The organism is Alteriqipengyuania lutimaris (assembly GCF_003363135.1).
Taxonomy (GTDB): domain Bacteria; phylum Pseudomonadota; class Alphaproteobacteria; order Sphingomonadales; family Sphingomonadaceae; genus Alteriqipengyuania; species Alteriqipengyuania lutimaris.
In genome coordinates this window covers 2,156,458-2,177,364 of sequence record NZ_QRBB01000001.1, presented here as the reverse complement: position 1 = coordinate 2,177,364, position 20,907 = coordinate 2,156,458, and the positions used below count along the sequence as shown (strand labels likewise).

General features: G+C 64.7%; 15 protein-coding genes and 1 tRNA gene. 13 read left to right on the top strand and 3 right to left on the bottom strand.

All coding sequences use genetic code 11. The features are described from left to right. The first annotated feature begins 67 nt into the window (after positions 1 to 67). The 10 genes from DL238_RS10400 (at position 68) to DL238_RS10355 (ending at position 13,212) form a co-directional block, all read left to right on the top strand. The gene (locus DL238_RS10400; RefSeq protein WP_115492197.1) at positions 68 to 1,111 is read left to right on the top strand and encodes a rod shape-determining protein; all 1,044 of its coding nucleotides are present in this window, start codon (positions 68 to 70) and stop codon (positions 1,109 to 1,111) included. A gap of 47 nt (positions 1,112 to 1,158) precedes the next feature. After that, positions 1,159 to 2,127 (top strand): rod shape-determining protein MreC, encoded by a 969-nt coding sequence (gene mreC, locus DL238_RS10395; RefSeq protein WP_115492196.1) that lies wholly within the window; start codon positions 1,159 to 1,161, stop codon positions 2,125 to 2,127. Further along, positions 2,124 to 2,681 (top strand): rod shape-determining protein MreD, encoded by a 558-nt coding sequence (mreD, locus tag DL238_RS10390; RefSeq protein ID WP_234031040.1) that lies wholly within the window; start codon positions 2,124 to 2,126, stop codon positions 2,679 to 2,681. Before mreC ends, mreD begins: the two co-directional genes overlap by 4 nt. Next, a complete protein-coding gene (gene mrdA / locus DL238_RS10385) occupies positions 2,681 to 4,780 on the top strand; it encodes a penicillin-binding protein 2 (RefSeq protein WP_115492195.1) in 2,100 nt (699 codons plus the stop codon). Before mreD ends, mrdA begins: the two co-directional genes overlap by 1 nt. Beyond that, a complete protein-coding gene (rodA, locus tag DL238_RS10380; RefSeq protein ID WP_115492194.1) occupies positions 4,777 to 5,898 on the top strand; it encodes a rod shape-determining protein RodA in 1,122 nt (373 codons plus the stop codon). Before mrdA ends, rodA begins: the two co-directional genes overlap by 4 nt. A gap of 117 nt (positions 5,899 to 6,015) precedes the next feature. Next, positions 6,016 to 6,091: transfer RNA gene (locus DL238_RS10375), tRNA-Lys, on the top strand. A gap of 708 nt (positions 6,092 to 6,799) precedes the next feature. Beyond that, positions 6,800 to 9,865, top strand: coding sequence for a TonB-dependent receptor (locus tag DL238_RS10370; protein ID WP_199798044.1), 3,066 nt, complete (start codon positions 6,800 to 6,802; stop codon positions 9,863 to 9,865). 111 nt (positions 9,866 to 9,976) lie between these two features. Continuing rightward, complete coding sequence (locus DL238_RS10365; protein WP_147291011.1) at positions 9,977 to 10,702, top strand: SapC family protein; 726 nt, start codon at positions 9,977 to 9,979, stop codon at positions 10,700 to 10,702. Beyond that, positions 10,699 to 11,721, top strand: coding sequence for a cupin-like domain-containing protein (locus tag DL238_RS10360; RefSeq protein WP_115492191.1), 1,023 nt, complete (start codon positions 10,699 to 10,701; stop codon positions 11,719 to 11,721). The genes DL238_RS10365 and DL238_RS10360 overlap by 4 nt, the downstream gene beginning before the upstream one ends. 12 nt (positions 11,722 to 11,733) lie before the next feature. After that, positions 11,734 to 13,212 (top strand): tryptophan halogenase family protein, encoded by a 1,479-nt coding sequence (locus DL238_RS10355; protein ID WP_115492190.1) that lies wholly within the window; start codon positions 11,734 to 11,736, stop codon positions 13,210 to 13,212. Between the two features lie 225 nt (positions 13,213 to 13,437). Here DL238_RS10355 and DL238_RS10350 read toward each other — a convergent pair whose 3' ends face one another. Both DL238_RS10350 and DL238_RS16245 read right to left on the bottom strand, forming a co-directional pair. Beyond that, the gene (locus DL238_RS10350) at positions 13,438 to 16,233 is read right to left on the bottom strand and encodes a TonB-dependent receptor (RefSeq protein ID WP_234031039.1); all 2,796 of its coding nucleotides are present in this window, start codon (positions 16,231 to 16,233) and stop codon (positions 13,438 to 13,440) included. Between the two features lie 119 nt (positions 16,234 to 16,352). Further along, positions 16,353 to 17,087 (bottom strand): acid phosphatase, encoded by a 735-nt coding sequence (locus DL238_RS16245; RefSeq protein WP_199798043.1) that lies wholly within the window; start codon positions 17,085 to 17,087, stop codon positions 16,353 to 16,355. Positions 17,088 to 17,450: 363 nt separating this feature from the next. On the opposite strand from DL238_RS16245, the gene ribB reads away from it, so the two are divergent. The 3 genes from ribB to DL238_RS10330 all read left to right on the top strand — a co-directional run bounded on the left by ribB (position 17,451) and on the right by DL238_RS10330 (position 19,491). Further along, positions 17,451 to 18,719 carry a 3,4-dihydroxy-2-butanone-4-phosphate synthase gene (ribB, locus tag DL238_RS10340; RefSeq protein WP_115492187.1) on the top strand — a complete coding sequence of 423 codons (1,269 nt, stop codon included), beginning with the start codon at positions 17,451 to 17,453 and terminating at the stop codon, positions 18,717 to 18,719. A gap of 4 nt (positions 18,720 to 18,723) precedes the next feature. Further along, positions 18,724 to 19,152 carry a 6,7-dimethyl-8-ribityllumazine synthase gene (gene ribH / locus DL238_RS10335; RefSeq protein WP_115492186.1) on the top strand — a complete coding sequence of 143 codons (429 nt, stop codon included), beginning with the start codon at positions 18,724 to 18,726 and terminating at the stop codon, positions 19,150 to 19,152. Positions 19,153 to 19,215: 63 nt separating this feature from the next. Continuing rightward, positions 19,216 to 19,491 (top strand): hypothetical protein, encoded by a 276-nt coding sequence (locus DL238_RS10330; RefSeq protein ID WP_115492185.1) that lies wholly within the window; start codon positions 19,216 to 19,218, stop codon positions 19,489 to 19,491. Here the strand turns inward: DL238_RS10330 and eno are convergent. After that, positions 19,488 to 20,774, bottom strand: coding sequence for a phosphopyruvate hydratase (gene eno / locus DL238_RS10325; RefSeq protein ID WP_115492184.1), 1,287 nt, complete (start codon positions 20,772 to 20,774; stop codon positions 19,488 to 19,490). The genes DL238_RS10330 and eno overlap by 4 nt on opposite strands. Positions 20,775 to 20,907 lie beyond the last annotated feature (133 nt).

The window sequence follows — 20,907 nt, the reverse complement described above, 5'->3', positions numbered from 1 at the left end:
ACCAACGGCCCGTCCCTTCAACCTCAGTCAAGGCCGGTCGCAAGATCGGCACGGAACGATAATACCTATGGGTTTCTTCTCGAATCTTCTCAAGTTCGGCACGCAGAACATGGCGATCGACCTCGGCACTGCGAACACGCTGGTCTATGTGCCCGATCAGGGAATCATCCTGAACGAACCGTCGGTCGTCGCCATCGAAACGCTGAACGGCATCAAGCGCGTCAAGGCCGTGGGCGACGATGCGAAGATGATGATGGGCAAGACGCCCGACTCGATCGAAGCGATCCGCCCCCTGCGTGACGGCGTGATCGCCGACATCGAAATCGCGGAAGAGATGATCAAGCACTTCATCCGCAAGGTGCACGGCAAGAAGAGCCTGTTCCGCTACCCCGAAATCACGATCTGCGTCCCCTCGGGCTCGACCTCGGTCGAACGGCGCGCGATCCGCGATGCGGCGAGCAATGCCGGCGCGAGCGCGGTGTACCTGATCCTCGAGCCGATGGCGGCCGCGATCGGCGCGGACATGCCGGTGACCGAACCGGTCGGTTCGATGGTCGTCGACATCGGCGGCGGCACGACCGAAGTCGCGGTGCTTTCGCTGCGCGGCCTCGCCTACACCACGAGCGTGCGGACCGGCGGCGACAAGATGGACGAGGCGATCGTTTCCTACGTGCGCCGACACCACAACCTGCTGATCGGCGAATCGACCGCCGAACGGATCAAGAAGGACTACGGCGTGGCCGTGGCCCCCGCCGACGGGATCGGCGAAGCGATCACGATCAAGGGCCGCGACCTCGTCAATGGTGTTCCGAAAGAGATCACCATCAACCAGTCCCATATCGCCGAAGCCCTTTCCGAGCCTATCGGTGCGATCGTCGAAGGCGTGCGGATCGCGCTCGAAAACACCGCGCCCGAACTCGCCGCCGACATCGTGGACCAGGGTATCGTCCTGACCGGCGGCGGTGCGCTGATCACCGGGCTGGACGAGCATCTGCGCGAGGAAACCGGACTGCCCGTGAGCATCGCGGAAGATCCGCTGTCATGCGTCGCGATCGGCACCGGCCGCGCGATGGAAGACCCCGTCTACCGCGGCGTGTTGATGACGGCCTGAGGCGACCGAGGCCCGGGGCCGATGGCCCCTAACCGGACGGAGGAACTATGCCCCTGTCGGGGTCGAAACAGCGGATATCGGGGCATTCCAAGAAGGCCCAGTTCGGCGCCTTCACCGGCTACGTGCTGGTCGTGCTCGCCATGCTGCTGGGTGTCATCCTGCTGGCCGTCTCGCTCATTCAGCCCGCCTCCTTCACCGGTCTGCGCGGGCTGTTCGGCGACGCGACTCAGCCCGCCGCGCAGGTTTCGGCCTCCGCGCGTAGCGGCGGGCGTGGTTTCATCGAATCGGTCCAGGGCTACCTCGAAGCCGGGCAGCAGAATGCCGATCTCAAGAAAGAGGTCGAGATCGCCCGGATTCGCCTCGCCGAAGCGCGTGCGACCGAGGAGGAGAACCGCCGGCTGAAGGCGCTTCTCGGTCTTGGGAAAACCGATGTGGAACCGGTCGCCGTCGCGCGCCTGATCGGGTCGAGCGCCACCAGCACGCGCCGCTTTGCCTATCTCGGCGCGGGCCGCTCCGACGGGGTGCAGCCGGGCATGCCGGTGCGATCCGAACGCGGCATCGTGGGCCGCGTGCTGGAGGCTTCGCGCAATTCCGCGCGCGTGCTGCTCATCACCGATAGCGAGAGCGTGCTGCCCGTGCGCCGCGCGGGCGACAACACCGTCGCCTTTGCCGAAGGGCGCGGCGACGGCCTGATCAATATCCGCCTGATCAACCTCGGCATCAATCCGCTCGAGCGCGGGGACGTGTTCGTCACCAGCGGCGCGGGCGGGCTCTACCGGCCCGGCATCGCGGTCGCCATCGTGACCCGCCTGACCGACGATGGCGCGGTCGCACGCATCATCAGCAATCCCGCGGCGACCGACTTCGTTGCGGTCGAGCCGCTGTGGCAGCCCGAGGCGCTGCGCGGCGCCGAAACGCCGATCGAAGAGGCGATCGGCTCGAACGAAACGGTCCAGCAGGAAGACGGGGACGAAACGCCTCCGACCACCGAGCAGGGCGGCGTGGTCACTCCGTGATCGATCCGCGCGCCTCTCACAACCGGCGCGGACCCGCGAGCCGGCAGATCAACAAGGAACACTCGCCGTTCCTCATGATCTTCGTGCCGTGGGCGACGATCATGCTCGCCTCCTACATCCAGAGCATCCCGATCGCGACCGCAGGCCCGCTGCTGCCGCCGATCGGCTTCCTCTTCCTGCTCGCCTGGCGGCTGCTGCGTCCCGGCGTCCTGCCGATCTGGTCGGGCATCATCTTCGGCATGTGGGATGACCTGTTCAGTGGCCAGCCATTCGGCTCTGCTATACTATTGTTCTCTGCGGCGATGCTCGCGATCGAGCTGATCGAAATGCGCTTCCCGTGGCGCGGTTTCGCGCAGGACTGGCTGATCGCGGCCGCCATCGCCGTGATCTACATTCTGGTCGCGACGCTGGTGTCGGGCAGCAGGCTCAGCATGCCGCTGTTCGCCGCCATCGTGCCCCAGTTGCTGTTATCGATCATCGCCTACCCGTTCATCGCCTTCATCGTTTCACGCCTCGACAAACTCCGCGGAATGCGGTTCCGGACCATCGCCTGATGCCTTTCGGCCTGACCAAGCAAGTGCTCAACGAAAGCACGCTGACCAACAGCTTCGACCGGCGCAGCTTCGTGCTCGGCATCGGGGGGCTGTCGGTCGGCATCCTGCTGGCGGGCCGCATGGGCTATCTCGCGATTGCCGAGAACGACAAGTATGCGGTGGAGAGCGAGAGCAACCGGGTGAACCTGACCCTGATCCCGCCGCGGCGGGGCTGGATCGTCGATCGCAACGGTGCCCCCCTCGCCTCCAACCAGGCCGATTTTCGCGTCGATATCATTCCCGAGCGTCTGCAGGACGGCGAGCGGGAACTCGAAGCGCTGGGCAAGCTGCTCGACCTCGACGATGCGAAGATGCGCGACCTGCGCAAGAAGATCGACGAGAGCGCGGGCTATGCCCCCATCGAGGTGGCGAGCGGGCTCGATTACGATGCCTTCGCCGCCGTCAGTATCCGGCTGCCCGAGCTGCCGGGCGTCGTGCCACAGCGCGGCTTTTCGCGCTATTATCCCACCGGCCCCTCGGTCGGGCACCTGCTCGGCTATGTCGGTGCCGCGAGCCGCGAGGAGTTCGAGGAAGACCGCAACCCGATCCTGATCACGCCGGGCTACAAGATCGGCAAGGACGGGCTCGAGAAGCAGTTCGAGCAGCGCCTGCGCGGCACGCCCGGCGCCCGGCGCGTGGAAGTGACCGCATCGGGCCGCATCGTGCGCGACCTGAGCACGCGCCCCGACGTCCAGGGTGACCCGATCCAGCTGACGATCGACGGCCCGTTGCAGGACTATGCGGCGCGCCGCATCGGCCTCGAGAGCGGATCGGTGGTGGTGATGGACTGCCTTACCGGTGATCTGATGTGCATGGCCTCCATGCCCAGCTTCGATCCCAATTCCTTCTCCGACGGGATCGGCAGCGTCGAATATGCGATGCTGAGCGAGAACGAGCGGGTGCCGCTGCGCAACAAGGTGTTGAAAGGGCTCTACCCCCCCGGCTCCACGGTGAAGCCGATGCACGCGATGGCCTTCATGCACGAAGGGATCGATCCGAACGAAGCGATCATGTGCGGCGGCGGCCGGCGGATCGGCAACCGCTTCTTCAACTGCTGGAGCAACCACGGCCGGGTCGACATGGCCAAGGGCATCTACCAGTCGTGCGACAGCTATTTCTATCACTTCGCGCAGCAGGTGGGTTTCGACAAGGTCGCCGCCTATGCCCGTCGGTTCGGGCTGGGGCAGGAATTCGACCTGCCGGTCGCCAGCCAGTTCTACGGCACCGTGCCCGACCCGGCATGGAAGCTGGAGAAGTACGACCAGGAATGGCAACCCTACGACACGGTCAACGCATCGATCGGCCAGGGCTATTACCTCACCAGCCCGCTCCAGTTGGCGGTCATGGCTACCCGGCTCGCCACGGGGCGGATCGTCACGCCTTCGCTGATCAAGACCAACGAGCGCAAGCGGTTCGCCTCGCTCGACTTCAACAAGGACCAGATCGACTACATCCACCAGGCGATGAGCGATGTGGTAAACGGCCCGGGCACCGCCGGGCGCGCGCGCCTGCCGATCGACGACATCCTGATGGCGGGCAAGACGGGGACGGCGCAGGTCGTCTCGCTCAGCGTGTCCGATGGCCGGAGCGGCCCGTGGAAATACCGCGACCACGGACTCTTCGTGTTCTACGCGCCGTTCGACAATCCGCGCTATGCCGGTGCGGTGGTGATCGAGCATGGCGGCGGCTCAAGCGCGGCCTATCCGATCGCGCGCGACGTGATGACCTTCCTGTTCGATCCGCAGAAGGCCATGGACGCCTTGCGCACATTCGAAGAGCAGTGGGGCGGCACCGCGCAGCAGCGGCTCCAGCGCCGGTACCAGGAATATGCCCGTGCAGCGGGCGAGACCATCCCGCCCACCGCGCCGCTCGACCGCGAAATTCAGGAGCGGGTCGATGCCGAGGCGCGGATTGAGGCGCAGCGGCGCGAAGCCTTCGCGCGCGAGAACCCGCGTCGCCGGCCGCGCAATGATCTCGACGAGACGAACCAGCGCGACCGGGGTGCCCAGGCGGGTGTCCCGGGCCGTGCTCAGGGTCGGGCCCAGGGGGATGCGCAATGAGTTCGATCATTCCCGCGCCGATCGCGCGGCAGCCGTGGTCGATGCTGACCCCGCTCTTCCTGCTGACCCTGTTCGGGGCCGCCGTGCTCTACAGCGCCGGCGGGGGAACCATGTCCCCCTTCGCCGATTCCCACCTCATCCGCTTCGCGGTCTGCATGGTGATCGCGCTGGTCATTTCCAGTTTCTCGCGCGATTTCGCGAAGCTCGTCGCCTATCCGGGCTATATCGGCGTTCTCCTTCTGCTGGTCGCGGTGGAGGCCATGGGCGCCATGGGCGGCGGGAGTCAGCGCTGGCTGGAGGTCGGCCCGATTCGCATCCAGCCTTCGGAGCTGATGAAGCCCGCGGTCGCCCTCGCCCTTGCCCGCTTCTACGCTACCCTGCCCACGGGCATGATCGGATCGTGGCGTGCGCTCGTGCCGGCGGGGGTGATCGTAAGCCTGCCCGTGGCGCTGGTGCTGATGCAGCCCGACCTCGGCACCGCACTCGCGATCCTGTTCTCGGGCGCGGTCGTCATGTTTCTCGCCGGCCTGCCCTTGAGCTGGTTTCTGAGCGCGGGCGCCGCTGCGGCGGTTGCGGTGCCGCTGGCCTATAATTTCGCGCTCAAACCCTATCAGCAGCGCCGTGTGACCACGTTCCTCGATCCCGAGAGCGATCCGCTGGGCAGCGGCTATCACATCACCCAGTCCAAGATCGCGATCGGATCGGGCGGCTTTTCGGGCAAGGGCTTCAACGAGGGCTCGCAGAGCCACCTGCAATACCTGCCCGAACCGCACACCGACTTCGTCTTCGCCACGATGGCGGAGGAATGGGGCCTGCTGGGCGGGATATTCGTGATCGTCGCCTTCGGACTGATCCTGCGCTGGGGTCTGTCCGTGTCCCGCAACGCACAGACGCGGTTCGACCGCCTCTTCGCGGCAGGTCTCGTCGCCACGATGTTCTTCTACATCGCGATCAACCTCATGATGGTGATGGGTCTGGCTCCGGTCGTGGGCATCCCCCTGCCCTTTATGAGCCACGGCGGCTCCTCGATGCTGACCAATATGCTGTGCTTGGGTGCGCTGATGATGATCCATCGCTGGAACACGCAGGGGCGCGGGGGCGGCCTTCTGTCGAGCTGAGCGGGGCCTGCCGAACGACAGGGGTTGCACCTTTCGCGCAAAGCCCTATGTGCACGCCTCCCGCTGGCGAATCGTCACCGAATCGCCAGCGCGGCCGATTGTCTATCAGGCCGATGTGGACGCATAGCTCAGTTGGTAGAGCAGCTGACTCTTAATCAGCGGGTCCTAGGTTCGAACCCTAGTGCGTCCACCATTTTTTTCACACCTCCCAAGATTTTCAGGAGGGGTTCTTCCTTCCCTCCTCAGCGCCGTGCCGAAGCACCTGCCAATCCATGAGCGGCGTGGTTCTCCAGCGCGATGTGCCCACTGACCGGGCCGGAACTCCCGCTTCCGTGAAGCCGGGTCCGCTGGCGGGACCCTGTCCGGCTTGCCGGCATCCGATACTCACCGATGCGCTCGTTTCAGAACCCAGTTTGCAAGGGTGGATCATCGGTTCGATGGCCTGAAAAGAACCGGATCGGCGTACTCGTCTTGTGATCGAATGGCCGCATTTACGGTTCCCCCGGTACTCGCCGGAAGTCCAGATTTGTGCGTTTTCCCGACGCTCAGCCAAGAGAATCGACCCGATTGTGCAGGTGCACAAAAAGTCCGAGTAAACATAACCCTCAGTCCTGTTAACGCTACCCCTTGAGTGGCCGTGTACTACCCTTCGACTGCCTCTCCGGATATAAAATCACGGATTTCGAAGTGTAGTGGGATTGACATTCCAACAATAAACCCACTATCTCGGATGTTAGCGCTACCAAGGAACAATACCGACGGGCGCCAAGGCCATTGACCGGCCAAGGGGAGAATTGGGATGCTTGAACCAGTGCGCTGCGCTGCGCGTAATAAGAATCGGTTTTTCGGGAGCCATTCTGTCGGTTGGAAAACGGGTGTGTCCTGTCTTGCGATCGCCTGCATGGCCGGGCCTGGCCTGGCTCAGAATTCCGGCGATGCCGATCAGCCACTCCAGGCCGATGAGCCTGTCGAAAATGAAAACGTCATCGTGGTGAGCGGCATAAGGGCCAGTCTCGATCGTGCGGTCGACATCAAGCGCAATGCCAGCGGCGTGGTCGATGCTATCTCGGCCGAAGAGATCGGCAAGTTTCCCGACACGAACCTGGCGGAATCGCTGCAGCGGATCCCGGGCGTGTCGATCAACCGCGTCAATGGCGAAGGCTCGCAGGTCACGGTTCGCGGCTTCGGTCCGCAGTTCAACCTGGTGACGGTCAACGGACGCCAGCTCGCGACATCGTTCGTCAATGCGGCCGGCGGCGATGGCGACGTCGACTTCGCCCGCGCGACAAGTCGCTCCTTCGATTTCAACAACCTTGCGTCGGAAGGCGTCCAGCGCCTCGAAGTCTACAAAACCGGTCGCTCATCCATTCCGTCGGGCGGCATCGGCGCGGCGATCAACATCGTCACGACCCGGCCGCTGGACGTGGTGGGCGAAGGGCTCCGGGGCAGCATCGGCGCGAAGGCGCTCTATGATCTCAGCAACGACGATTTCCGCGTCGACCCCGAGTTTTCGGGCGTCGTCACCTGGACCGATCCCGAAGACATGTTCGGCGTATCGCTGTTCGGCGCGTATCAGAAGCGCGAAAGCACCGCTGCAAGCGCGACGTCCAACGACTGGAACATCACGCCGTTCTCGTCCTTCCCCGGTCGCGGGCCGACCACCGAGGTAAGCGGAGCGCCGGACAATCCCGAAACGCTGGTCGCCGTGCCGAACGACAGCCGGTATCACTATTCCGAGCTCGAGCGCGAGCGGATCAACGTGTCGACAACGCTCCAGTATCGGCCGACCGATACGCTGACCTTCACCGCCGATGGCCTCTATGCGCGCAACGATCTGAACGAAGAGCGCTCGGACCAGACGAACTGGTTCAACCGCCCGTTCGATTCGATCACCTTCGATAATACCGATGCCGTGCCGACCGCGGTATTCATCAGCGAGGGCAGCGGATACGGCACCAAGGATCTCGGCATGGAGCAGAACTATCGCTCCACGCGGACCGAGCTCTATTCGGCTGGCCTGAATGCGGAATGGGAAGTCGTCTCCGGCCTGACCCTGACGCTGGACGGCAATCACTCCGAATCGGAATCGAGCCCGAATGCCGCGAATGGGGCGAGCTCCACACTGGTGTCCTTCGGCGCCCCCGTGGTCGACGCGCACTCGGTCGATTACAGCGGCAAGATTCCGCAACAGAGCTGGGTCCTGAACGACGGCGGCGCGGGTACCGACGGTATTCTCGGCACGGCGGACGATCGCGGCAACAATAACGGCGTCCTCGATATCGGGGATCTGGGTACGCAGGTGCAGCGCACGAACGCAGCGAACCAGCGCCAGCGGGTCGATCAGGTAAGCGCGAACCTGGGATGGGAGTTCGAAGGCAACAGCCGCTTCGATATCGGCATGAGCTACATCGATTCGCAGATGACCAGCGCACGCGTGCAGACGCAGCAGACGCTGGGCGACTGGGGGATCAACAATGTCGGTGACGTGGAGGCGATCGCCGGCGACCTGATCGAGCAATACTGCCTTTCGTGCCAGTTCGATAAGTACAACGCGACCAATGCGGACATCGCCTTCCGTGGCAACGCGGTAGACCTCTACCAGGCCTTCGCCTCCTACTACGAAGGGCTGGGCAATCCCATCAACGTCACCAGCAACGACTATGACGAGGTGTCGGAGCAGATCTTCGCGCTCTATGCCCAGGTCACGTGGGACGGCGAACTCTTCGGCCGCCCGGCGGCTCTCGTGGCGGGTGCCCGGTTCGAGAATACCGAGGTCAATTCGCTCGCAATCGTCGCCGCGCCCGAGCGTATCGAGTGGGATTCGGACAACGATTTCACCGTCGTCATCGGCGACAGCACGACCGAACTCACGGCCAACGGCAGCTACAACAACCTGCTTCCGGCCTTCGACTTCCGCATCGAGCCCGCGGAAGACGTCGTCGCGCGCATCTCGTACAGCAAGACGCTGGCACGTGCCGACTACGGCAACCTGTTCGCCTCGCAGTCGGCAGGCGCGCCGAACCGGCCCGTTGCGCTGGGCGGCGTGACCGGCGGTTCGCAGGGCGATCCCAACCTGCTTCCGCTGGTCTCCGACAACTTCGATGTTTCGCTGGAATGGTACTTCGCACCGTCCAGCTATGTATCGGGCGCCTTCTTCTTCAAGGATGTGAAGAACTTCGTCGGCGTCGGCCGTACGGGGATCAACCTCTTCGGTTTGCGCGATCCGTCATCGGGCGCGCCGGGCACGCGTTCGGGTGCAGCTCTGGCCGAGATCGAACGTCTGGGCGCGGTGCTGAGCGATGTGAGCCTGTTCACGCTGACGGCGCTGATCGACGCAAATGGCGGCGATGTGGCTGCGGCTTCGGCGCAGTTCCAGGCCAACCTCGGTGCAAACGGCCAGCTGGACCAGGCCTTCGTCGATAATGTGCTCGCCGCTCGGGACATCATCGCGAATGGCAACGATCCGCTGTTCGAATTCGATGTCACGACGCCGATCAACAACCAGAACGGCAACATCCACGGGTTCGAACTCCAGGGACAGTACTTCTTCGGCACCTCCGGTTTCGGTGTGTCGGGGTCGTTCACCAAGGTCTACGGCGACGTCAATGTGGATATCCTTTCGGATCCCAGCACCAACGTCTACGCACTCGTCGGTCTCGCCGACAGTTTCAACGTGACGGCGATCTACGAACAGGGCCCGCTATCGAGCCGGGTCGCGTACAACTGGCGCGACAAGTTCCTCGCGGGCGTCAACCGCGGGGGTGGCCGCAGCCCGGTGTTCTTCGAGCCGTTCGGCACGCTGGATGCCAATGTCAGCTACGATGTTAACGACAGCTTCTCGGTCTCGCTGGAGGCGATCAACATCCTCAGCGAACCCGTTCGCTCCTACGGGCGCGACGAGCAGCAGCTGTGGTTTGCTCAAGAGCTGAAGCCACGCGTCTTCCTCGGCGCGCGCTATCGTTTCTGAAATCCTCCCGACTCGGGCCGCTACGCAAGTAGCGGCCCATTTTTGTTTCTTGAGCCCGACGTGCATGCGCGGCAGGATCGTGCATGGAAAGAGGAGGTCGCCTGGGCATCGATGACCATGGAATTGCTGAACAACGTCGATCATCATGACCTGCGAATCGTTACTGCGCGTGGTCGACGGACCGAGGAGACGGTCAACCAGGTCCTCGCCCTTCCCTCCGAGTTCGCGGCTCTCCAGCGCCATTTTCCCATCGTCTTCCGCAAGAGCGCGGAAGGGCCGCTTCGCCCGGCCGCTATTCTTGGTCTCGACCGCGATGAGAATCTCTTCCTGTCAGAGGATGGCTCGTGGGATGCCGGTATCTACGTCCCCGCGGTCCTGCGTCGTGGACCTTTCGCGATCGCAGAGGACCAAGCGGGCGAACCCAAGATCCTTGTCGATATCGATGACACGCGCCTCTCGCGCACCGAGGGGACGCCCATTTTTCTCCCGCAGGGCGGCCATTCGCCTTTTCTCGATGAGATCGCCGAGGTGCTGCGCACGATTTATACCGGGCAAGCCATGCTCGACCGGCTGATGGCGGCGCTGGAGCGACTGGACCTTCTCCGCCCGGTCGATCTCCACGTCCGCGTGTCCGAGGACGAGGTCTATGCCATTTCGCAGGTCTTCGTCATCGATGGCGAGCGTCTGGCGACCATCGGCGGCGCCGAACTGGAGACGTTGCACCGCGACGGCCTGCTGGCGCCCATATTCTTCGCTGCCGCATCGCTCGATAACATCCAGCGTCTGGCAAATCGCAAGGCGCAGGCCGGAGGCGTTTCTGCGCCAGCCGGAGCATGACCAAGGGCCCCACCCCGGCCCGACGGCTGGCGAATGTCACGGCCGACGCGATCCCCTTCGACGATCTCTTCGCCGCGCAGGAACCCGTGGTGATGGAGGGGCTGGCGTCCGACTGGCCGCTGGTCGAACAGGGGCGCAAGTCGCCCGCGGCAGCGGTGCAGTATATGACGCAATTCGGATCGGGTCAGACGGTCACGGTCTTCCACAGTCCCGAAAGCGAAGGAGGGCGTCTCCACTACGCCCCCGGCGCGCGCGGTATGAATTTCACGGCGGGCCGCGCCGATTTCGAGGACACGCTGGCGGCGATGATCGCGGACGCGGATGGTGACGTGCGCTATATCGGGTCGACCGATATCGACCGGTTCCTGCCCGGACTGCGACAGGCGAACGACCTGCCGCTCGATCATCCCGATTTCACGCATCGCCCGCCGCTGGCGAGCGTATGGATCGGCAACGCCACCACGGTGCCCGCGCATTACGACATCTCGAACAACCTTGCCTGCTGCATGGTCGGGCATCGGCGTTTCACGCTCTTCCCGCCCGATCAGGTCGGCAACCTGTACCCCGGCCCTCTCGACCCGACGCCCGCAGGACAAGTGGTCAGCATGGTCGATTTCCGGGCGCCCGACCTGGAAGCGTTCCCGCGTTTCGAGCAGGCGCTCGAGAACGCCATCGTCGCCGAGCTGGAGCCGGGCGACGTGCTCTTCTACCCGGCCCTGTGGTGGCATCAGGTCGAGGCGCTCGACGTGTTCAACGTGATGATCAATTACTGGTGGAATGCCGTGCCCGCCCACATCGACACGCCCGAGACGACGCTGCTCCACGCGCTCCTCAGCTTGCGCGACCGGCCCGAGCACGAGAAGCGCGGGTGGGCTGCGCTGTTCGACTATTACGTCTTCGGCGAGGCGGATCGCGCCGGTGCGCACCTGCCCGAAGATGCGCGCGGGCCGCTGGGCCCGATGACCGATCTCGAGGCGCGCAAGCTGCGCGCGCGCCTGCTCCATCGCCTCAACCGCTAACCGGGTGCCTTCATGACGGATCGGCAGAGAATCAGGAACGTCGTCATCGCCGGGGGCGGTACCGCGGGATGGACGGTCGCGGCGGCGCTCGCGAAAAACCTCGGGCAGGCCCTCAATGTCACGCTCGTCGAATCGGATGAGATCGGCACGGTCGGCGTGGGGGAATCGACCATCCCCACCGCACGCCGCTTCCACGAACTCGTCGGCGTGGACGAGCGGGACTTCGTCAAGGCGACGGGCGCCAGCTTCAAGCTTGGCATCCTGTTCGAAGGATGGGGCGCCGAGGAGGAGAGCTATTTCCACTCCTTCGGCACTACCGGGCGATCGACGTGGCTGGCGGACTTCCACCATATCTGGCTGCGCGCGCGGGAGCTCGGGCTCGCCGAGCCGTTCGGCCACTATTGCACCGAGCATCAGGCGGCGCTTGCCGGCAAGTTCGCGGGCGGGCCCGACACCCCACTCAACTACGCCTACCACCTCGACGCGACAGCCTATGGGAAGTTCATGCGACGCCATGCCGAGGCGCTGGGCGTCTCGCGCCGCGAGGGACGGATCGCGCGGGTCGAGCGCAGGCCCGAGAACGGGCATATCGCGGCGCTCGAACTGGAGGATGGCCAGCGGGTCGAGGGCGATCTGTTCATCGATTGCACCGGCTTTCGCGCGCTGCTGATCGAACAGGCGCTGGGGACCGGCTTCGAGGACTGGAGCGAATGGCTGCCCACCGACAGGGCGCTGGCCGTGCAGACCGAACGCGTCGGCCCCGCCCAGCCCTACACGCGGGCATCGGCGCACGCGGCAGGCTGGCAGTGGCGCATCCCGCTGCAGGAGCGCGTCGGCAACGGCCTCGTCTATTGCAGCGAATACCTGTCGGACGATGCCGCGAGCGCCCTGCTGGAGGAGCGCACCGAAGGCGCCTTCACGACCGAGCCGCGCCTGATCCGCTTCCGCACCGGGATGCGGCGCAAGGTGTGGAACGGCAACTGCATCGCGATCGGCCTGACCGCAGGCTTCGTCGAACCGCTCGAATCGACGAGCATCCACCTCATCATGATCGCCGCCATCCGGCTGCTGCAATTCTTCCCGGTGGAGGACATCTCCCCCGCAATGGTCGAGCGGTTTAACGACGTGTCGCGCCGCGAACTGGAGCATGTGCGTGACTTCATCATCCTTCACTACTGTCTCAACCGCCGGGACGAACCGTTCTGGCGGCGGCAGGCCGAAATGGACCTTCCGCACAGCCTGCAGGAGCGGATCGACGCCTTCCGCGAACGGGGCCACGCCTATCAGGACCAGGACGAGCTGTTCCGAGTAGATTCGTGGGCGCAGGTCATGCTGGGCCAAGGCATCGTTCCCGAAGCCTACCATCCCTTTGCGAGCCTGATCGGCACGGAAGATCTCGAGCGGTCGCTCGCCACGCTCGCACAGGGTTCGAAGCAGCTCAGCGCCGGATTGCCAGGCCATGACGACTACCTGAAGTCCTTGCTCGGTTGAGCAGCCGGCCGCCCGATGTTGCAAGGGTAGCCCGGAGGAGGTGAATCAGCAGGAGACGTGTCTTCTTGCTGGGCTTCGCTGGGCCCAGACGCCTGAACCTGCGTGCGGGGACCCGACACAGCCTGCGACGATCTGCTTCGTCTGCGATGCCCGCTTCTTGCCAGACCCGGTGAATGCACCGCCCGGGCTTGGGCGGTGCACTCTTCAGTTGGCCGTGTCCTGCGATCAGAACTGGGCGCGAAGGCCCAGGCTGACGCGGCTGCCCGAAAACTCGTAGGTCGTCGGGAAGGACGGATCGATCGTATATCCGGTCGTCGCCTCGTCGGTCAGGTTGATCGCCTGCAATTCGAGCCGGAAATTCGGCGTGACCTGATAGCTCGCGGCGAAGTCGAACTGGCCGTATGCGTCGCGATAGACCGGGTACATGTTCCGCTCGATCCGCTCGACGTAGGCGCCCTTGCGGTTGTAGCTGAGGCGAACCTGCACCGGCCCGCTGTCGTAGAACGCGGTGACGTTGTAGACATTGTCCGCCAGGCCGACCGGCGAGGTCGGAACGTCGAGGTCCGATTCCCCGGTCAGCGAACTGTCGAGGAAGGTGACGTTGGCGTTGATGCCGAAGCCTTCGAGCGCCGGCACGACCGCACCGAACGGCAGGACCGCGACCAGTTCCACGCCGCTGACGTCGTAGGAGCCTTCGGCGTTGACCGGCTGGTAGACGTCGAAATCGTAAACCCCGTCGATCGTGCCGTTGGCGTTGTACTTGGTCACGTCGCGCACCACGCCGGTCAGCTCGTTCTGGACGACGCCTTCGATGTTCTTCCAGAAGTAGGATGCGGCCAGCAGCCCGCCGAACCCGAAATAATATTCGAGGCCCGCTTCCCACTGGTCGGCATAGGTCGGCTTCAGGTTCGGGTTGCCGTCCGTAAAGCGGAACTCGTTGAAGCTGGCGGTACGCTTGTAGGCGAGATCGGTCAGCGCCGGGCGGATCAGCGTCTGCGAGGCCGCGCCGCGCAGGATCAGCCCGTCGAACAGCTCGGCGGTCGCGTTGATGGCGGGCAGCACCTTGTCGTACTCGCCCTCGCTCGACACGGGATCATCCGAATAGCCGGTCGACCCGTCCGGGTTCTGGATCTGGAAGTACCCGGACGAACGCACGTCGGTTTTGACGTAACGCGCGCCTGCGTTGATGAAGACCGGCACCGAACCCAGGTCGAAGTCGAAATCGGCCATCGCGTAGGCCGCCCAGGTCTTCTCCTCGACCCGGTAATAGGCGCCCTCGTCGAACGGCGAGACGAACCCGTCGGGGCGGAAGAAATCGCGCGCGTATTCGTTGGAAATCTGCGCCCACGTCAGGTCGCGTGCCTGGTAATCCTTGCCGCCGACGATATCGATCACGTCCTGCAGCTCGCTGTCCGCAAGCGTGCGGGTGTTGACGTAGGAGCTGTCACCACGGGTCGGGCCCTGGATCTTCTCTTCGCCGTAATTGCGCTCTTTCGTCTTGTCGGTGTAGCGCGCGCCGATCCGGATGGCGCTGAGGCCCAGCAGCCCGCCCCGATCGAACGTGCGACCGAGGTCGATCTGCGCCGCGTACTTGTCGTCCGAGATTTCCTCGTAGGTCGTCTCGTAGGCTTCGAAGAGATAGGAAGCGGGCGAGTTGTACATGTCGATCGTGTTCGGATCGTCGCTCGGGATCGTCTCGCCGCCGGTCTCGGTATAGCGGGTGCGCGACGGCGCGTAGGCCACGTGCTTGAGATTGGCGTAGTCGGACGATTTGTCCGCGCCCGAATAGCCGCCGAGAATGTCGATCGACCAGTCGCCCGGGCTCCAGTTCAGCTCTCCGCCGAACTGCCGGTAATCGGTTTCGTTGAGGCGTTCCTTGCTCAGGAATTCGTGCTGGGTCGCGGTGTAGGAGACATCGCGCAGCACCACGATCCCGTAATCGGCGAGCGTGGTGTCGTCGTATTCGTGGATCGTGTCGAGCGTGGAGCGACTCGATGCCGAATAGGCGGCGGCATCGTATTCGTCCTCAGCCGTGTCGTAGGAGCCGATGAAGCCGTCGAACGTGACGCTAAGGTCATCGCTCGGCTTGTACTGGAGCGAACCGGAGAAACCGAGGCGCTCCTGGTCGTTCAGATACACCCGGTCGCCGACCTTATCGAGGAAGACCACGCGGGCGGTCTGATCGTCGTCATCCGGATCGAGCGTTATGCCTGCATCGCGTTCCAGAACGGCGATCGCCTGGTCGGTCTGCGCGTTGCCGCGATCGGTCCAGCGCGAGATCGGGCGGAAGTTAATGCCCGAATTGGAATCGGTGCGGTTGGTGCGCTGGCCGTAAGCGGCCGACAGCAGCACGCCGAAATCGCCCCAGGTGTTGCTGACCAGCAGGGATGCCTGCGGATCGACCTGCTCCGAAATCGAGTTGTACGCGCCTTCGACCGAGCCGACCACGCGGGTGTCCGAATAGTCGAACGGGCGCGCGGTGCGGATGGCGACGCTGCCGGCAATTCCGCCTTCTTCCTGCGCCGCGGTGGGCGACTTGTAGACCGTGACGGTCTGGATCAGTTCGGATGCGAACATGTCGAACTCGACATCGCGCCCGCCCGAACCCGACGCGGTCGCCAGGTCGTTGATCTGAACATGCGTGAACTCGGTCGGCAGACCGCGCACGTTGACCCTTGTGCCGAGGCCCTTGTCACGCTCGATCGTCACGCCGGGGACGCGCTGCAGCGCTTCGGACAGGTTCTGTTCGGGGAAGTCGGCGATGTCGGTGGCCACGATCGAGTCGGAGAAGCCGATCGTGTCGCGCTTGATGTCAATCGCGCGCTCGAGCGCCTCGCGGTAGCCACTGACGACGATGACGTTGTCTTCGACCGGGGCGCCTTCGACCGGGGCATCTTCGACCGCCGAATCCTCGTCGGGCGTTTCCTGCGCGGTTTGCGCGGCGAGAGGAGCTGCGGCGAGCGCGACCAGCGCGGCTCCGCCCAGCAGCCGCGCAGTGCGGCGAAGAGATGTTGGCTTCACAAGCATTTGAATCGATCCCTTGTCATTTGAGTCGGACAGCGCCGACGGCGCACCGCTCAAGCTCCTCGCCCGATGCCGCGTCCCGCTCGCCCCTTCGGACGGCGGAGATCTCGTTGTCGTTATTGGGTGCCGCAGCCTTGCGGTGCGGGTGCGGTGGCACGTGCCGCCGCAAGTTCCTGACGCGCAGCTTCCAGATCGCTGCGGAATTCCTCGGAGTTCATCTCGGCCGCGAAGATCACTGCGCCGGCGAGCGTTCCCGCCTCGGCCGCGCTCTGGCTATGCGAGCCGCAGACCCAGCGGCTTTCCCCGAATTCGCGCCCCCGGGCGAGTAGCTGCGTGACGCGATCCGGCGCCAGCGCGGCGAGGATCATTGCCACGTGCTGACCATGCGCAGCATGTCCCGACGGATAGTCGCCATTGCCTGCGAGATGATCGGTCCGCGCCTCGCAGATCGGCAGGTCGTTATCGAGCCAAGGGCGCTTCGTCTGGTAGTGCCGCTTGGCATCGCCGACCACGCGGCGGTCGTTCCCCGCCTTCTCGATGAGGTGATGGAGCGCGGGCACGTCGTCTTCGTCGAGCCGGGCCCCCAGAGCGCAGGAAAAATGCTCGAGCATACCGCCGCGCACGTCGCTGGTGGCGAGGTCCCAGCGGGGCGTTCCCTCCAGTTTGCGGCTCTCGCGGTATATCCGCCGGTCGGCCTGGGCCCGCGCCGAATCGGGGGCTGGCGGAGGCGGCAGGACCTCGACCAGATCGGGCCGGAGTTCGGGTCTGAGATACCCGTCCTCCGGCGCCTGCGATCCCGCGGGCGCGGCCACACCGATCGCCAGAAGAAACACGATTATGGCTTTGCGCATTGTCGGCCCCCGACACCTGTGAACTTGTTGGGCGCTCCAGTGGCGAGACGTTATTACGCTATAAAGACTGTTGCGGCCGACACATGTCCCCGGGCGCATCGTCTGCTCGAGCCGGCAGAAGCGCGGCTCGGGCAGAGGGGTGTTTCCTTTACAGGCGATGGGTTGATTCATCATTGAAATGCTCGGCCCGCATGGCGTACGCGACGGCTCGAGCGTTTGAGGATCGCCGGTCTGATTATAAAGAGCGACCGTCCAGCGGTCCCGGAAATTGAGCCCTGCGCGGCGCCATCGCCCCGAGTGAATACCATCGCAATGTGATCGATCCGCGTTGGACATCACATTATGTTGTGATACAGCGACGGCATGAGCGAATCGACCATTGCCCGCGTACGCAACGCGATCTCCAGCGGTGAGATGACCCGTGCCGCCCTCGCCCGTGCGGCAGGGCTCCATGCCAATACGCTGCGCGATTGCGGGGAGGCCGACTGGAACCCCACGGCGGAAACGCTACGCAAGCTCGACGCATTTCTCGATCGGCAGGAGGACGCGCCCGTCCTCGTGCCGATCGAGGAAATCATCGAGGAAGCGCGCAACGGCCGCATGTTCGTGCTGGTCGACGACGAGGATCGCGAGAACGAGGGCGATCTCGTGATCCCCGCACAGATGGCCACGCCCGATGCGGTCAACTTCATGGCCACGCATGGTCGCGGCCTGATCTGCCTGACGTTGCAGCGCCAGCGCGTCGAGGCGCTCGGCCTCGAACTGATGAGCCGCAGCAACGGCAGCCGCCACGAAACCGCGTTCACCGTCAGCATCGAGGCGCGCGAAGGCGTCACCACCGGCATCAGCGCCGCCGACCGTGCGCGCACGGTTGCGGTCGCGATCGATCCCTCGCGCGGCGCGCAGGACATCGTCACGCCGGGCCACGTCTTCCCGCTGATCGCACGCGACGGAGGAGTGCTGGTGCGTGCGGGCCATACCGAGGCGGCGGTCGATATCTCACGCCTCGCCGGGCTCAACCCCTCGGGCGTGATCTGCGAGATCATGAACGAGGACGGCACGATGGCGCGGCTCGACAACCTCGTCGACTTCGCGCGCCGTCACAAGCTCAAGATCGGCACGATCCGCGACCTGATCGAATATCGCATGAAGCACGATCACCTCGTCGAGCGTGCGGGCGAAAGCACCTTCACCAGCGAGCATGGCGGCGAATGGCGCGCGATCAATTATCGCAGCACCATCGACGGCAGCGTCTCGGTCGTGCTTCAGAAGGGCCGCGTGCTGGCCGACAGCCCCACCCTCGTGCGGATGCACCGCATCTCGCTGTTCGACGACGTCCTCGGTCGCCAGAGCGACCGGCGCGACACGCTCCAGCGCGCGATGCGCGTGATCGGCGAAGACGGCAGCGGACTGATCGTGTGCCTGATGCCCGGCCAGCCCGAAAACCTGCGCCGCGAGGTCGCGGGCACGCCCGACGGGGGCGAGACCCTGCGCGAATATGGTATCGGCGCGCAAATCCTCGCCGATCTCGGCGTGTCCGAGATGACCCTGCTGACCAATTCCCACCGCAATGTCGTCGGCCTCGAAGGCTACGGCATCTCCGTGGTGGGCGAACGCCCTATCCCGGAGTGAACTGATGGCCCGTTTCCTGATCATCGAAGCGCGTTTCTACGCCGACCTCAACGACAAGCTGATCGAGGGCGCGCGCGCAGCGCTGGTCGAGGCCGGCCACGACGTCGACGTGCTGACCGTTCCCGGCGCGCTCGAAATTCCAGGCGCGATCGCGCTGGCGGCCGACAGCGGCCAGTATGACGGCTTCGTTGCCATCGGCGTGGTCATCCGCGGCGAGACCTATCATTTCGAGATCGTGGCGGGGGAAAGCGCGCGCGCGATCATGGCGCTGACCATGGACGGCATCGCCATCGGCAACGGCATCCTGACGGTCGAGAACGAGCTCCAGGCCCAGGTTCGCGCCGATCCGGCGCAGAAGAACAAGGGTGGCGAAGCGGCCCGCGCCGCCATGGTCCTGCTCGATCTGGCAGGCCGCTTCGGCCCGCGTGGCTAGCCGCGAAACCTAACCTTTGCGCATTTGCGCACCCTTTCGGGTCGGCGAGGGATTAGCCTCGCCATGAACGGACCACTCGACTGGATCGCCTCGATCGGCACGATTATCGCCGCATCGCTCATCGCCTTCGACATGGGGCGTCGCGCCACTGCCTGGGGCTTTGTGCTCTTCTGCGCCGTGGCGATGCTGTGGGTCTATATCGGGCTCACCTCCGACGCGATCCCGCTCGCGGCGATGAACGCCGTCTTGCTGCTCATCAACGCCTGGGGCGTGTGGCAGTACTGGTTCCACCCGAAGAACCGGAGCGATAAAGCGCCGTCAGGTGCGAGGCAAACCTAGCGGCTGAGCTTCCCGAAGCAGGCGTGGCCCGCGTAATGCGCGCTGTCGCCCAGCTCTTCCTCGATCCGGATCAACTGGTTGTACTTGGCAAGCCGGTCTGACCGCGCGAGGCTGCCGGTCTTGATCTGCCCGCAATTCGTGGCGACCGCGAGATCGGCGATGGTCGAATCCTCGGTCTCGCCCGAACGGTGGCTCATCACCGCGGTGTAGCCCGCACGGTGCGCGATATCGACGGCATCGAGCGTTTCGGACAGCGTGCCGATCTGGTTTACCTTCACCAGCAGCGAATTGGCGAGGCCGCGTGAAATCCCGTCGCGCAGGCGCGCGGGGTTGGTGACGAAAAGGTCGTCGCCGACCAGCTGGACCCTGTCGCCGATCTTCTCGGTCAGCGCCTTCCAGCCTTCGAAATCGTCCTCGCTCATGCCGTCTTCGATCGAGCGGATCGGATAGTCGGCGCACAGCGCGGCGAGATAATCGGCCATCGCCTCTCCGCTCAGCGTCGTGTCTTCGCCGGACAGGACGTACTGCCCGTCCTTGAAATACTCGGTCGCCGCGCAATCGAGCGCGAGGACCATGTCGCTGCCGGGATTGAAGCCCGCTTTTTCGATCGAATGCATGATAAGGTCGAGCGCGTCGCGCGTGCTCGCGATGTTCGGCGCGAAGCCGCCCTCGTCGCCCACCGAGGTGGACAGCCCGCGCGAGGAGAGCTCTTTCTTGAGCGTGTGGAACACCTCCGCGCCCCAGCGGACCGCTTCGGCCAGCGTTTCCGCGCCGACCGGCATGATCATGAATTCCTGGATGTCGATCGGGTTGTCGGCGTGTTCGCCGCCATTGATGATGTTCATCATCGGCACCGGCAGGACATGGGCCGACAAGCCGCCGACATAGCTCCACAGCGGCAGTCCGCGCGCGTTCGCGCCCGCCTTGGCCACCGCGAGGCTGACGCCGAGCAGCGCGTTCGCGCCGAGGCGCGCCTTGTTGTCCGTCCCGTCGAGCGCGATCAGCAGCGTATCGACATCGCGCTGGTCCTCGGCATCGATGCCCAGCAGCGTGTCGGCGATCTCGCCGTTCACCGCGTCGATCGCCTTCAGCACGCCCTTGCCGAGATAGCGGGTTGCGTCGCCATCGCGCAGCTCGACCGCTTCGTGTGCGCCGGTCGACGCGCCCGAAGGCACGGCGGCGCGACCGAAACTGCCATCCTCCAGCAGGCAATCGACTTCGACGGTCGGATTGCCCCGGCTGTCAAGAACTTCACGCGCGTGCAGGTCGATAATGGCAGTCATGGAGCCTCCGGTCGGATCGTGCTATTCAGGCCCGGGGGGCGGTCCGCCAGCCTCGGTTGCGGCGCGGCTTATGCAATGGAACGAAGCCATGCAAGCTGCGTTGCAAAAACGAGGACTGTGCCGGGTTCGGCCT

Excerpts from the sequence above, each read along its gene's own strand:
- rodA (WP_115492194.1), top strand. The coding sequence starts at position 4,777 with ATGAGTTCGATCATTCCCGCGCCGATCGCGCGGCAGCCGTGGTCGATG.
- ribB (WP_115492187.1), top strand. The coding sequence starts at position 17,451 with ATGAGCGAATCGACCATTGCCCGCGTACGCAACGCGATCTCCAGCGGT.
- DL238_RS16245 (WP_199798043.1), bottom strand. The coding sequence starts at position 17,087 with ATGCGCAAAGCCATAATCGTGTTTCTTCTGGCGATCGGTGTGGCCGCG.
- ribH (WP_115492186.1), top strand. The coding sequence starts at position 18,724 with ATGGCCCGTTTCCTGATCATCGAAGCGCGTTTCTACGCCGACCTCAAC.
- mrdA (WP_115492195.1), top strand. The coding sequence starts at position 2,681 with ATGCCTTTCGGCCTGACCAAGCAAGTGCTCAACGAAAGCACGCTGACC.
- DL238_RS10400 (WP_115492197.1), top strand. The coding sequence starts at position 68 with ATGGGTTTCTTCTCGAATCTTCTCAAGTTCGGCACGCAGAACATGGCG.
- DL238_RS10370 (WP_199798044.1), top strand. The coding sequence starts at position 6,800 with ATGGCCGGGCCTGGCCTGGCTCAGAATTCCGGCGATGCCGATCAGCCA.
- DL238_RS10365 (WP_147291011.1), top strand. The coding sequence starts at position 9,977 with ATGACCATGGAATTGCTGAACAACGTCGATCATCATGACCTGCGAATC.
- mreC (WP_115492196.1), top strand. The coding sequence starts at position 1,159 with ATGCCCCTGTCGGGGTCGAAACAGCGGATATCGGGGCATTCCAAGAAG.
- DL238_RS10360 (WP_115492191.1), top strand. The coding sequence starts at position 10,699 with ATGACCAAGGGCCCCACCCCGGCCCGACGGCTGGCGAATGTCACGGCC.
- DL238_RS10330 (WP_115492185.1), top strand. The coding sequence starts at position 19,216 with ATGAACGGACCACTCGACTGGATCGCCTCGATCGGCACGATTATCGCC.
- DL238_RS10355 (WP_115492190.1), top strand. The coding sequence starts at position 11,734 with ATGACGGATCGGCAGAGAATCAGGAACGTCGTCATCGCCGGGGGCGGT.
- eno (WP_115492184.1), bottom strand. The coding sequence starts at position 20,774 with ATGACTGCCATTATCGACCTGCACGCGCGTGAAGTTCTTGACAGCCGG.